The sequence below is a fragment of the Mesorhizobium sp. M7A.F.Ca.ET.027.02.1.1 genome, assembly GCF_004022985.1.
Lineage (GTDB): Bacteria > Pseudomonadota > Alphaproteobacteria > Rhizobiales > Rhizobiaceae > Mesorhizobium.
On record NZ_RZOL01000001.1, the window covers coordinates 76,794 to 90,458 of the forward strand.

Sequence of the window (13,665 nt, forward strand, 5' to 3'; positions counted from 1 at the left end):
GTAAAACTGCGCGTTCGAAAGTTTTTGGGAGGATAAGATGGCAGAAGACAGCTGGAACGGAAACGGTTCGGGCGGCACGCTCTTCACCAATGTGCGCGTGCTCGACGCGACGGGTGAGTATCCCTACACCGGGGAAGTGCTGGTGCAGGGCAACCGCATCAAGCAGATCACCAAGGGTTCGTCACGTTTTGGCTCATCATCGTCACCGTCATATGGTGGCGGTGCGACGGTCATCGACGGCATGGGCGCGACGCTGATGCCCGGCATGATCGATGCCCATTTGCACCTGTCCTGGAACAATGCGCCCGGCATCGACCCGATCCAGATGATGGAAATCGAAGAGCATATGCTGGTCACCATGGAAATGGCCAAGCTCGTGCTGGACGCGGGCTTTACAGCCGGCCGAGGTGCTGCGGCAGCCAAGCCCAGGCTGGATGTCGTGTGCAAGAAGTTCATCAATCAGGGACGGTTTCCTGGCCCGCGCTACCTTGCAGCTGGACCCGAGATCACCACGGTGGGAGGCCTCGGAGATTCGTCGCCGTCTCATATCCCCCATGAAGGTCTCAACCTCGGCATCGTCGTCTCGGGGCCGGAAGAAATCCGGCGCACCGTGCGCCAGCTGATCAAATACGGCGTCGACTCGATCAAGCTCAACCTGTCCGGTGAAAGCATCACCGGCATGGGCGCCGAAGAGACACCGATGTCCGAAGAGGAGGTCGCCATGGCGGCCTCGGAGGCACGCTGTCGCAACAAGGTGTTGTCGGCGCACGCGCGCTCATCCGGATCGGTCAAGCAGTGCATCAGGCACGGCATCCAGAACATCTACCATGCCTCTTTCGCCGACGAAGAGGCACTCGACATGCTTGAAGCAGCCAAGGACAAGCACTTCGTTGCGCCCGGCATTGCCTGGCTCATCAACACTGCTCGCCATGCCGAGCAATGGGGCATCAAGCCGGGCTCGCCACTTTCGCTCGAATATGAGCGGGAGCTCGAAATGTGCATCGATACGATGAAGAAGATGCATCGGCGCGGTATCCGCGTCTGCATCGGCGGCGACTATGGTTTTGCGTGGACGCCGCAAGGCACCAACGCCAAGGACATCCAGACGTTCGTGGAGATGCTTGGCTACTCACCGATGGAAGCGATCCAGGCCGGAACCAAGTTTGGCGGCCAGATCATGGGCATGGGCGACGAGCTCGGTCTGATCAAGGAAGGCTATCTCGCCGACCTGCTGCTGATCGACGGTGATCCGATCTCGGACGTGCGCATCCTGCAGGACAAGAACCGCATCCTCGCCATCATGAAGGACGGCAAATTCCATAAGGCGCCGCGCATCAACGAACAGCGCCGTCGGCTGACTGCATGAGTATCCTGGACCGGCCATCTTCGTCCGGGATTTCGGGCGGCGGCGTGTCGCGCCGGCAGGCGTGGGGCCTTTTCTGGCTCCTGGTCGCCGCGCTCGTCGCATGGCTGGTTTTCGCCGTCTGGCCGGATTGGCTCAACGCGATCCTGATATCGAAGAAAGCCTTTGTCAGCGCCATCCTCAATGGCATCACCCTGGCAGGTCTCTACTTTCTGGTTGCCAGCGGTTTCACATTGATCTTCGGCCTCATGCGCAACGTCAACCTGGCGCATGGCTCGCTCTATCTGCTCGGCGCCTACATCGGCTACGAAGTGGCGAGCCGCACAGGTTACTGGCTGCTGGGGGTCGCTGCCGGCTTCATCGTGCTGGCCGCGATCGGTGTCGTCATGCAGGTCGTCGTCTTCCGTCGCCTGGAGGGTGACGATCTCAGACAAACCCTGGTCAGCATCGGCATCTCCATTGTCGCTGCCGACCTGATGCTTGCCGTCTGGGCCGGCGGCACTTACCAGATCGCGGTGCCGGAATGGCTGGACGGTGCAGTGACCTTGCCGGTTATAACGGCAGTCCGATCCAACGGCGCATCGGTCTTTCTTACCTACCCATTTTATCGGATAGCCGTGCTGGCCGCCGCCATCGTCATTGGCATCGGCCTGTGGCTGATGCTGAACAAGACCCGCATCGGCATGATGATCCGCGCCGGCGTCGACGACCGCGCGATGCTCTCGGCGTCCGGCGTCAACGTGCATGCGGTCTTTGCCATCGTCTTTGCGGTCGGCGCCGGACTTGCCGGCTTTGCCGGCGTCGTTGGCGGATCGGCGCTGTCCGTCGCGCCGGGCGAAGACATTCGTTACCTGCTGGCCTCGCTCGTGGTTGTCATCGTTGGCGGGATGGGCTCGATATCAGGCGCAGCCATAGGCGCGCTTCTCATTGGTCTGGCCGAGCAACTCGGCCTCGTCTACTTCCCGACCTATGGCGTCGTGCTGACCTTCATCATCATGGTCGTGACACTTGCGATCCGGCCGCAAGGCATCATGGGCAAATCACGATGACCATAAGCCTCCAATCCACGCCCGTCGCAACCCAGCCAAACTGGCTGGACAAAATTGGCGCGGGCCACATTCTCCTCGGCATCGCGCTGGTTCTGTATCCGTTGGTGGCGTCGGATTTCTTCCTGACGCAGATCGGCGGCTACTCCTTGATCTTTGGCATGCTTGGGCTGTCGTTGATGATGCTCGCCGGCTACGGCGGCATGGTCAGCCTGGCTCAGATCACCGTTGCCGGCATCGCTGCCTATTGCATCGCGATCTTCGGCGACAACAACAGCCATCTTCTTGGCTTTGGCTGGCCGTGGTGGATTGCAGCCCCGGTTGCGATCCTGATCGCGGCGATCGCCTCGTCCCTGATCGGATGGATATCGGTCCGCACCGAAGGCATCTACACCATCATGATCACGCTGGCGATTGCCACCGCCACCTTCTACTTCGCGCAGCAGAACTACGCGATCTTCAATGGTCATTCGGGCTATGCCGGCATACGCGCCCCAGCTTTCTGGGGCGTGAACTGGCGCGATCCGAAGGCGTTCTATTATCTGTGCCTTGGGTTCTCGGTGCTCGCCTATGCCGCGATCCTCTACGGCTCCAGGTCAACGTTCGGGCTGACCCTGCAGGCGATCCGTGACAATCCGCGCCGGATGCGCGCTCTGGGCTTCAACGTCACCGCGCACAAGGTGTTCGCCTGGTTCCTGGCCGGCATCATAGGTGGCTTGGCCGGTGTGCTCCTGGTCTGGTTCAACGGCCGCGTCTCGCCCGGCACCATAGGTGTGGACGCTGCAATCGATGTTCTGATCATCGCTGTCATTGGCGGCCTGCGGCATCCGATCGGGCCGTTCCTTGGCGCCCTCGTCGTCGTCCTGATGCAGACGTTCGCGATCGATCTCGTCGGGGCCGAGCGTTTCAACACGCTGATCGGCCTGGTCTTCCTGGTGATCGTTTTCATTTCACCAGACGGAATTCTTGGGTTGTGGGCAAAGTTCAAGCCCAACTTTTCTCAGGAGTCCTTGCGCCCCGGCCTGTGACGGCCGGGCGGAATGAACTGCATAACTCTGTCAATCAAGGGAGGAAATAATGAAGATGCACAGACGCACATTACTGGCTTTGGCATTGGCGAGCGGACTGACCGCTCCGTCCTTGGCTCTCGCTGCTGACGACACCATCAAGATTGGTCTGCTTGCGACCTTCGAAGGGCCCTTCACGGTGCTTGGCGAAGATAGCGAGCGCGGCGCAATGACTGCCGTGGAAGAGGTCGCCGGCACCGTGGCCGGCAAAAAAATCGAGATCGTCAAGGGATCGTCCGATGCGTCGCCCGACAGTGCGGTGCGCGCAGCCCGCAAGCTGGTCGAACAGGATGGCGTCAAGGTCCTGATCGGTCCGCTTTCCGGCGACGAAGGTCTGGCCGTCAAGGACTACGCCAAGACCCAACCGACCGTCACGTTCCTGAATGGCGCCTCTGCTGCCCAGGACACGACTTTCCGGGATCCCGCGCCGAACTTCTTCCGCTTTGGAACCGATGGCGCGCAATGGATGGCAGGCCTCGGCACCTACGCCTTCAAGGACAAAGGCTACAAGAACGTTGCGACCGTGGCGGAGGACTACTCCTTCCCCTACACGCAGGTGTTCGGCTTCATGGCCGAGTTCTGCAAGGCAGGCGGGCACGTGCCATCGAAGTCCTGGGTGCCGATCGGCAACAAGGATTTCTCATCGGTCATCGCTGCCATCCCCGACAATGTCGACGCAATCTATGTGGCACTCGGCGGTGCAGATGCCGTCAACTTCCTCACTCAATACCAACAGTCCGGCGGTGCAGCCCCGCTAATCGGAGGCTCGATCACGGTCGATCAGACGGTGCTCACGGCCAAGGGCAAGCTGCGGGACGTGCTCGTTGGAACGCCTTCGGCCGGTCCGACGGCCGATACAAATGACACCCCTTCCTGGACCAAGTTTGTCGAGGCTTACAAAAAGCAGCCAGGTGCATTCCCGTCGCCGTCGCTGTTTGCCCATGCCTACTACATCAACATGAAAGCCGCGCTGCTTGGCCTCGACAAGGTCGGTGGCGATGTGTCGGATGGCGGTGCGAAGCTCCGCGAAACCCTTTCGTCGCTGTCTTTCGAGACGCCGACGGGCAAGGTTTCGCTCGACAAGAACCGCAATGCGATTGCCGACATCTTCCTGACGGAGGTGACTGAAAACGAAGACGGGACGCTGTTGAACAAGCTGATCAAAGTGGTTCCGCAGGTAAACCAGACACTCGGCATCGCTGAAGCGGACTTCACGGCGCTGGGCGCGGTGAGCCGCGACAATCCGAACTGCCCATAATCGGTCGAACGCAGGAGCGCGCGCCAGTGGCCGAGAATGACATGGCTTCCCGTCTGCAAGGAACCGGTGCTTACGCACTGGAACTGGACGGCGTCGCGCGTCACTTCGGTGCTCTGGTGGCGCTCTCCGGCATCAATATGAGGATCGCGGCCGGTGAACGGCGCGCGGTCCTCGGCTCCAACGGCGCCGGCAAGACGACGCTTTTCAACGCGGTGACCGGCGACTTCTTGCCAACCGCCGGGCGCATCCGTTTCTTCGGCGAAGACATAACCGATCTGCCCCCACATGAACGCATCAGGCGTGGCTTGCGGCGGACCTACCAGATTTCGCAGCTGTTCAAGGGGCTGTCGGTTCTGGATTCGATCTTCCTAGCGTGCCGTGGAGTGTCGCGCCGCCGGTTCTCATTGCTTCGGCCGCGGTTGAATGACGTCAACAGGGTTCAGGCCGAGTCGATCCTCCACGCCGTGCATCTGGACGGCGACCGCGACGCGTTGGTGGCGACGCTAAGCCATGGTCAGCAAAGACAGCTGGAGATCGCTCTGGCGCTCGCCGGCGCACCGCGTTTCATACTGTTCGACGAACCCGCAGCCGGTCTGTCCCCGACAGAGCGCCGTGATCTGGTTGCGATCCTGAACGGCCTTCCCAAGCACATCGGCTATGTCATCATCGAGCATGATCTCGACGTGGCGCTTCGTGTCTCCGAATATGTCTCGATGATGCACAATGGCCGACTGTTCAAGGAAGGCACGCCCCAGGAGATCGAGGCCGATCCTGAGGTCCAGGAAATCTACCTTGGAGGCAAGCATGGCTGAGCGCGCCGCTTCCTCAGGCAAGGCGGTTCTCAAGATCGAGGACCTTCAGGTCTACTATGGCCAAAGTCATGCGCTGCAGGGCGTCTCGCTGACTTTGGAAACCGGCGTGTTGTCGGTCGTCGGCCGCAATGGCATGGGCAAGACGACACTGTGCAACACCATCACTGGCCTGAAGCGCGCACAATCCGGTTCCATTCGAGTCAACGGTCGAGAGATATCATCGCTCGAACCGCACGAGATCCACCGCCTCGGCGTCGGCTACGTCCCGCAAGGCAGGCGAGTCTGGCCAAGCCTGTCCGTGGATGAGCATTTGCGGATGTCGTCGAAACGCGACGCCAACTGGACGGTCGAGCGTGTCTACCAGACCTTTCCGCGCCTGGCGGAACGCAAGAGCAATGGCGGCTCTCAACTGTCGGGTGGCGAGCAGCAGATGCTGGCCATTTCGCGTGCGCTGCTGAGCGACCCTAAACTGCTGGTCATGGATGAGCCGACCGAAGGGCTGGCGCCGGTCATTGTCGAACAGGTCGAGCGCATGCTCGTCAGCCTGGCGGAAGAAGGCGAGATGGCGATCCTCGTCATCGAACAGAATATCGGTGTTGCAACGGCGGTGTCGGACCGCGTCGCGATCATGGTCAACGGGCGCATCAACCGGGTCATGGAAGCCTCGGCTCTTGCTGCCGATCGCGACTTGCAGCAACGCCTGCTCGGCGTTGGCCGCCACTCCGATGAACCTGCTGTTTCTCCAGCCGCAATTGCCGAAGCGCAAGAGCAACTGGCGGAGGTCTACCGCATTGATCGGGCAGGCACACGCACAGAGCCGGTGGTTCAGAATGGGGTCTTTCGTCCGGTCACTGAGCTGCCAAACCGGTGGAACGTGCCGGTTGCAGCCATGCGCCAAGCGGCAGTCGAAAAACACAATCCTCGAGACGAACTGAAAAAGGTCTTCGCCATCCCCTTCGCCGAGCGGATCGGCCGCACCGTTCTTGTCGCCGGAACGTTCGACACGAAGGCGAAGGAACTGCGGTTCGTGGCCGATCGTTTGAAATCGCTGGGGATCCCCGTTCGCACAGTCGACCTCTCCACCTCGGGAAGACCGTCGAGCGCGGACGTTCCCGCTATGCAGGTCGCAGGCATGCATGCGCGAGGATCGGCGGCGGTGTTTTCGAATGACCGCGGTAGCTCGGTCGCGGCAATGGCCGAGGCCTTTGCCCGCTGGATCGAACGCGAGCCACGCCTCGGCGGTGTGATTTCAGCCGGCGGCTCAGGTGGAACGACTATGGCCACCGCCGGTATGCGCGCCCTGCCGGTAGGCATCCCCAAACTGATGGTGTCCACTGTCGCAGCCGGCGACGTCGGCAAATATGTCGGTGGCGCCGATATCATGATGTTCCACTCGGTCGCAGATGTTCAGGGCCTCAACTCGATCACCGAGGCCGTCCTGGGCAACGCTGCGCACGCTATGGCGGGTATGGTCGCACAGTTGCCTTCCGGCGAAGCCTGGGAGGCCAAACGAAAGCTGGCACGTCCGGCTGTCGGCATCACCATGTTTGGCGTCACCACGCCCGCAGTGCAGGCCGTGACCAAACGTTTGGAAGCGGATTATGACTGCCTGGTTTTCCACGCGACAGGCATTGGTGGCCGGGCCATGGAGAACCTCGCCGATTCCCGAATGCTGTCGGCCTTCATCGACCTGACAACGACTGAAATAGCCGACATGGTGGTCGGCGGCGTGTTCCCGGCAAGCGACGATCGCTTCGGTGCGGCGATACGCACGGGCTTGCCCTATGTCGGATCCACCGGCGCGCTAGACATGGTCAATTTCGGTCCGCGCGACAGTGTGCCGGAGAAATTCAAAAGTCGGAAGTTCGTCGTCCACAATCCCAACGTCACCCTGATGCGCACCACCAGGGACGAAAACCGGCAGTTTGGCGAATGGATCGGCGCGCGGCTGAATTCCATGAACGGGCCTGTGCGCTTTCTCCTGCCCGAAGGCGGCGTCTCGATGCTCGACGCACCCGGCCAGCCATTCCACGATCCGGAAGCCGACAATGCGCTGTTCGAGGCGATCCAGAAAACCGTGCGCCAGACCTCACTGCGTGTGGTTCAGCGGGTCCGATCCAACATCAACGATGCGCCATTCATCGATGCGGTGATCACTGCATTCCATGCAATCGGACCGAAACTGCAGAGGCGCGCATGACCCGATCTGCAGTTCGACAGCTTCAAGAAAATCAAGCCGGTCGGCTTCGGTCGATCGCATCCTGTTTGGGAGGGTAGAAAAATGGCCGCGCAGACTTTTGGCACGTTCCTTTTGTGGTTGATCGTCGCCGCGATCATCGTCGTGATTGCTGTCTATATCCTGCGATGGCTGTATCGCCGCTCCACCAAGGAAACTGCGTTCGTGCGAACCGGTTTCATGGGCGAGAAAGTGGTCGTCAATGGCGGCGCTTTCGTCATACCGGTCCTGCACGAAATAACTCCCGTCAACATGAACGTGCTGCGCATCGAGGTGCGTCGCGAAGACGCTCACGCGTTGATCACCAAGAACCGGATGCGCGTCGACCTGATCGCCGAGTTCTTCGTGCGGGTCGGAGCAAGCCGCGAATTGGTCGCCGCCGCCGCGCAAACACTTGGTCGACGCACATTGCAGCCTGAAAGCCTGCGCGAATTGCTTGAGGGAAAATTCGCTGGCGCTATGCGCACGATCGCTGCGCAGATGAGCCTGGAGGAAATGCACGAGTTGCGCGGCGACTATGCGGCCAAGGTGCGCACGCTTGCCTCCGAATCGCTAGCCGCAAACGGCCTCGAACTTGAGAGTGTCGCTATCGTCGACCTCGACCAGACCAGCCTTGAGTATTTCGATCCGTCCAACGCTTTCGATGCCGAGGGTCTGACGCAACTGACGGAATCCATCGAAACTCGCCGCCGGATGCGCAACGAGATTGAACAGCGCACCCTCGTCGATATCCGCAACCAGAACCTCGATACGCAGCGCAAGGTTTTGGAGATCGACCGTGACACCGAATATGCCCGGCTCGAACAGGAGCGCGAGGTCGAAATCCGTCGTGCGTCGCAACGTTCTGAGCTGGCCATAGAGCGCGCGCTCCGCGACCAGGAATCGGAACAGGCGCAGTTGTCCTCGCGCGAAGCCGTCGAAAAATCCCGGCTGAATCAGGAAAGGAACATCACGGAAGAGCGTATCAAGAGCGAAGAGGACACACAGCGGCGCGAGATCGCCCGCCGCCGATCCCTCGATGAAACTGAGATGAAAATGCGCGAATTGACAGAGCGGGAGCAGATCGCCCTGGAACTGTCGCTGGAAAAGGCCCGCATCGAGCGCGAAGGCGCGCAGAGCGGACTGGAGATCGAGCGCAAAAAGGTGCTCGAGATCGCGGAGCTTGAGCGACAGATCGCGTTGGCAGAGAAGGCGCTGGAAGTCACGAAGGCAGAGGCTGAAAAGCGCCGCGCCGAGATTGTTGAGAACCAGGCCACGGAAACCGCGCGCATCGCGCAGGAGCGCGCCATTGACGAGGTGAGGATCGCTCGCGAGCGCCACCTTGAAGCGTTGCAGATCGCCAAGCGCCAAGCGTTCGAGGAAGCCGAGATTTCTGCCGGCGAAGAGGTGGAACGCGCCCGCATCACCACCGAGCGCGGCATTGAGGAGGCCCGCTTGATCAAGGATCGCGACATGCGCCAGCTCGGTGTCGATCGCGACCAGAAGATCGAGATCGCCGAGATCCAGAAGGCTATCGACATCGCCAAGAAAACACAGGAGCGTTCGTCCGCGATCGCCGCATCGGAAGCCGTTCGTGCAAAGGCCATTCAGGCGGAGGAACAGGCCTTCACCGCCCGTGAGCGCGAGATTGCCGAGCGCCGCAAGCTGACCGATCTCATCGGCGCCGCCCGGGAAGCCGAGCGCGATGCCCTGCGCATCACCTCGGCCGCCGACGCCGAGATGAAGGCGGCCAAGAGCCTGGCGGAAGCGCAGAAGATCGCTGCTGTCGCTTCGGCGGAAGCGGAGAAGATCCATGCCCTGGCCGCAGCCCAGCGCTACGAGGTCGACGCCGCCGGTCACAGGCAGCTCAACGAGGCCGAGAACCTGCTTTCCGACGAAGCCCGCGCGGGGCGCCTGCGCGGCAAGTTGCTGGACCATATGGAAGGCATCATCCGCGAGAGCGTCAAGCCGATGGAGAAGATCGAAGGCATCAAGATCCTGCATGTCGAGGGCATCAACGGTGGCCCGGGCGGCAGCCGCAACGTCACCGACGAGGTCATCGATTCAGCGCTGCGTTACAGGGTGCAGGCGCCGATGATCGACAATCTGATGAAGGAGATCGGCATCGAGGGCGGATCGCTCGGCCGCATGACGGACGTTTTGCGAGACGCCAAGGACATAGCCAGCCTCAGCCGCGACAAGAAAGGCAAAGCAAAGAGCGGCAAGGAAACCGACGATGACGATCGCGACCAGTGAAGCCGTAGGGTTACCCAATGCCGAAGATCTATGTGTCGTCGACGATCAATGCGCCAGCTGTGGAAGTCTGGAAACTTGTCCGAAGCTTCAATGGCTTGCCAAGCTGGACGCCGTTCGTAGCGGAGAGCCGCATCGAACAGAACGCGCATCCGGACCAGATCGGCTGCATTCGCAATTTCACGCTGAAGGACGGCGGCCGGATCAGGGAGAAACTGCTGGCTCTGTCTGACTACGACCTATCCTGCAGCTATGCGATGCTGGAAAGCCCTATGGGAATCGAGAACTACATAGCCACACTCTCCCTGACCCCTGTCACCGACGGCAACATGACGTTCGCCGAATGGCAGGCCGAGTTCGACTGTGCACCCGAGCGTGAAAGCGTATTGATGCAGCAGATCGGCACGGGCGTATTCCAGAGCGCCTTCACGGCGCTCAAACAGCGCTTCGCGCGCTGACATCGACGAATGGTCAAGGTTTGCCAGAGCACGATCATCAACGCGCCTGTCCAGGACGTCTGGTCTGTTCTGCGCGATTTTAACGGGCATGAGCGCTGGCATCCGGCAATTTCCTTCAGCGAGATCGAGGGCGGTGATGCGGCCGATGCGATCGGCGCCGTGCGCCATTTCCGGCTTGCGGATGGCAGCGAACTGCGCGAACAACTCCTGGCATTGTCCGACAAGGATCGACGGCTGAGCTACTGCCTGCTGGAAGCGCCGTTGCCCTTGATGGGGTATGTCGCGTCGATCCGGCTGAAGCCGGTAACGGACGGCAACGCCACCTTCTGGGAATGGTCATCAGAGTTTCATCCGCCAGCGCATCGCCGTGATGAACTCGTCAAGCTGGTTACTGAAGGCATCTACCTCGCCGGTTTTGAGGCGGTCCGCCGGCTCTTGAACGGAAGGCCTATTGGCGACCCAACCCAGGCTAGGTCACAGCAACCAGTGCCGGAGTTGATCCCCGAGAGGCGCCAGCTGGAGCCACCTGGAGCCAGCGCCCAGGGCACACGGACCAAAGCGATCCTCGTCGAGCGCCACGGAGGACCGGAGGTTCTGCGGCTTGCGGAGATCGGCTTGGCGCCGCCATCGCGTGGCGAGGTCCAGATCCGTCACACATTCATTGGGGTCAACTTCATCGACGTCTATTGCAGGACCGGCTATTTCGATCTCCTGCAGCCGCCAGCCGTTCCAGGCATGGAAGCCGCAGGCGTCATTGCAGCGGTCGGCCCCGAAGTTTCGGGCTTTTCAGTCGGCGACCGGATTGCTTACGCATGCCCGCCGGTCGGCTCATACTGCGAACGACGCAACATGGCACCGGACCTTTTGGTTCACTTGTCGGACGATATTGCCGATGCAACTGCCGCGGCAGGTCTGTTGAAAGGCATTACCGCGAGCTTCCTGCTCCACGACGTCTATCCCGTGAAGCCCGGGTCCTTCGTGCTCATCCATGCGGCAGCTGGCGGGGTCGGCCAGTTGCTGATGCAATGGGCACGCCATCTCGGCGCGACGGTGATCGCCACCGTCTCGAGCGACGACAAGGCCCGGATCGTGGAACGCCTCGGCGCCCATCACGTGATCGTCTACTCCAGAGAGAATTTCGCCGAGGCCGTCATGCGTTTGACCGAAGGCAAGGGCGCAGATGTCGCCTATGACGCCGTCGGCAATGACACGTTCGGTGGATCGTTGGCCGCATTGGGTATCCGTGGCCATCTCGTCAGTTTCGGTCAGGCCTCGGGACCTGTGGGAAATTGGGACATCGGTAGGTTCTCTTCGAAGTCGATCACCATTTCCCGTCCGAACTACGCCCATTACACGGACAGCCCCGAAAAGCTTGGTCCTCACATCAACCGGTTTTTCGCAGCCTTGCGCCAAGGTGTGATCAAGATCGGCGCGCCCAGGCAATATGATCTGGCACGGGCTGCCGACGCTCATCGCGACCTCGAGGCTAGGAGGACAACCGGGGCACTTGTGCTGAGGGTGTGATAGTACTGCCCCCCGGTGCCTTCTGCAGGCGCTCTCAAGGTCCGCTTCTGACGAACGTCGAGTTGGGCTTTGACGACCTTTATTAGGCGCAAGGCCGCCGTTCACCTCTCCTTCTAGTCAGCGCTCCGGCCAGCAAAAAAGCGTCGAGGCCCCAACAGAGTGAAAATCGGTATTTCACATTGACGCGCAACCAGGTGATGAAGGTATGCCGCAGCTCATCATCGGCGACCGCAACAGCACCGGCCGCAGCGCCCAGCAGGAATGCAACGAGAGTTTCCTGAGCGCTCGTGCTGGGCCGTCCCGAGCGCCCAGCCAGGTGCTTGGACTTGCGGTTCGATAGCGCGCGAAGTGTGAGAAGCCGCGCGAGAAGAGCCCGGACCGCCGCGAGAATCCGGGACGCTGGCGGAAATTTCGCCGAACCGCGCCCGAAACAGACATCCGTTGCCACATTGTCGTCGTAACTTTCCGGTGGTGAGCATGAACGCCAAAGCGCGACCTCCTCCTAGGGCAAGCCCCCTCAGCTCCCTGCCGGTGGGGCTTTTCACATATTGAGACCTATATTTGTTGGCTCAAAGCATTGGTCATTGATGTGGTGGCAGCGCGCCTGGGCAGAGGAACTTGTCTTGAAGGCGAGTGAGACGCGTGCGATTAGCGAAACCCTTACGAGATGGTCACGCCGGAGATGTCGCCCAAGCACTCTTCAAGGCTGCTCGAAAGAGCATCCCAAAACGGCCAACAAGGATATCGCCAGAGCGGCGTTCTACTCGATTATGCCAATGCGGATCAGGAAACCGTCGTCAGGAACCTGCAGGCATTCGCTCTCGCTGAGCGCCCCGGCCGGAGAATTAAACTAGGACAATCAGCGAATTCTGTAGGCTTGATCGTCTGCGGGAATTGGAGTGGCGCAAGCATTGGTCAACGGGGTTCCCTGCCGCGATCGCACCATAACGGCACGCCCAGGAATCGGCCATTTAGGATAGGCGGCGGGCCTGAGCGTCCGCTTGGCCGGCGTCGAGACCCATAACTCCCAACCCTTGGCGCCGGCCGCCCTCTATGAACACTGCCTTGCGAACGCGTTTGCATTGCGTAATGTTCAGCCGGGGCAATGGATTTCACAGGGGTTGGGCACGTGGCGAACGCCGATATTGCACAGATCGACGCGGCAGGTCTGAACCGGGTCCGGGATCTGGCTCTGATCATCTGGCCAGCGCACTATGCGCCGTTGATCGGCGCCGACCTGATCCCACCAATGGTAGCGGACATGTATTCGCTTAACACGCTTGGCGCGGACATGCGCGAGCGAGGCCACCTGTACTGGATCGCCTCGGTTGATGGGAAAGATATTGGCTATGCGTCGGCCTACTTGAAAGACGGGCGGCTGTGGATCAAAAAGCTTTACCTGCTGCCGTCCGTTCGGGGCATGGGGCTGGGAAAGCAGCTTATCGCGACGATCAGAGACCATTACGGGAGGCAGCACCCGCAGGCCCTCTACGTAAGCGATCGCAATGAGACAGCCATCGCGTTCTACAAGTCGCAAGGCTTCACCGTCGAGAGCTTGGAGCCTGTACAGATGGGCCCTTATCATTTCGAGGATTATGTGATGGTACGCCCTGGAGAGATTGCCTTGCCCCAGTCTCGTCCGGACGTGCCGACCTACTGAATGGCGCAG

Annotated in this window: 10 protein-coding genes; all 10 read left to right on the top strand. The window is 60.8% G+C overall.

Features of this window, described 5'->3' with window-relative positions; translation table 11 throughout:
* The first annotated feature begins 37 nt into the window (after positions 1–37).
* The 10 genes from EN749_RS00385 to EN749_RS00435 all read left to right on the top strand — a co-directional run bounded on the left by EN749_RS00385 (position 38) and on the right by EN749_RS00435 (position 13,656).
* On the top strand, positions 38–1,366 hold the full coding sequence (locus EN749_RS00385; protein WP_127807850.1) for an amidohydrolase family protein: 1,329 nt from the start codon (positions 38–40) through the stop codon (positions 1,364–1,366).
* Positions 1,363–2,412 (top strand): branched-chain amino acid ABC transporter permease, encoded by a 1,050-nt coding sequence (locus EN749_RS00390; protein WP_127807851.1) that lies wholly within the window; start codon positions 1,363–1,365, stop codon positions 2,410–2,412. Before EN749_RS00385 ends, EN749_RS00390 begins: the two co-directional genes overlap by 4 nt.
* Positions 2,409–3,437: a branched-chain amino acid ABC transporter permease gene (locus EN749_RS00395; protein ID WP_127395525.1), complete on the top strand. Its 1,029-nt coding sequence runs from the start codon at positions 2,409–2,411 to the stop codon at positions 3,435–3,437. The genes EN749_RS00390 and EN749_RS00395 overlap by 4 nt, the downstream gene beginning before the upstream one ends.
* A gap of 49 nt (positions 3,438–3,486) precedes the next feature.
* Positions 3,487–4,734, top strand: a complete 1,248-nt coding sequence (locus EN749_RS00400) for an ABC transporter substrate-binding protein (protein WP_127807853.1) — start codon at positions 3,487–3,489, stop codon at positions 4,732–4,734.
* Between the two features lie 41 nt (positions 4,735–4,775).
* Entirely contained in the window at positions 4,776–5,546 is a 771-nt protein-coding gene (locus EN749_RS00405) for an ABC transporter ATP-binding protein (protein WP_127318638.1), read from the top strand.
* Positions 5,539–7,746, top strand: a complete 2,208-nt coding sequence (locus EN749_RS00410; protein WP_127395523.1) for an ABC transporter permease — start codon at positions 5,539–5,541, stop codon at positions 7,744–7,746. The genes EN749_RS00405 and EN749_RS00410 overlap by 8 nt, the downstream gene beginning before the upstream one ends.
* 81 nt (positions 7,747–7,827) lie before the next feature.
* Positions 7,828–10,017, top strand: coding sequence for a flotillin family protein (locus EN749_RS00415; RefSeq protein WP_128362379.1), 2,190 nt, complete (start codon positions 7,828–7,830; stop codon positions 10,015–10,017).
* Positions 10,018–10,034: 17 nt separating this feature from the next.
* Complete coding sequence (locus EN749_RS00420; protein ID WP_127395521.1) at positions 10,035–10,472, top strand: SRPBCC family protein; 438 nt, start codon at positions 10,035–10,037, stop codon at positions 10,470–10,472.
* A 9-nt stretch (positions 10,473–10,481) separates the two neighbouring features.
* Positions 10,482–11,996 (top strand): zinc-binding dehydrogenase, encoded by a 1,515-nt coding sequence (locus tag EN749_RS00425; protein WP_127395520.1) that lies wholly within the window; start codon positions 10,482–10,484, stop codon positions 11,994–11,996.
* A 1,129-nt stretch (positions 11,997–13,125) separates the two neighbouring features.
* On the top strand, positions 13,126–13,656 hold the full coding sequence (locus tag EN749_RS00435; protein WP_164873703.1) for a GNAT family N-acetyltransferase: 531 nt from the start codon (positions 13,126–13,128) through the stop codon (positions 13,654–13,656).
* Positions 13,657–13,665: the final 9 nt, after the last annotated feature.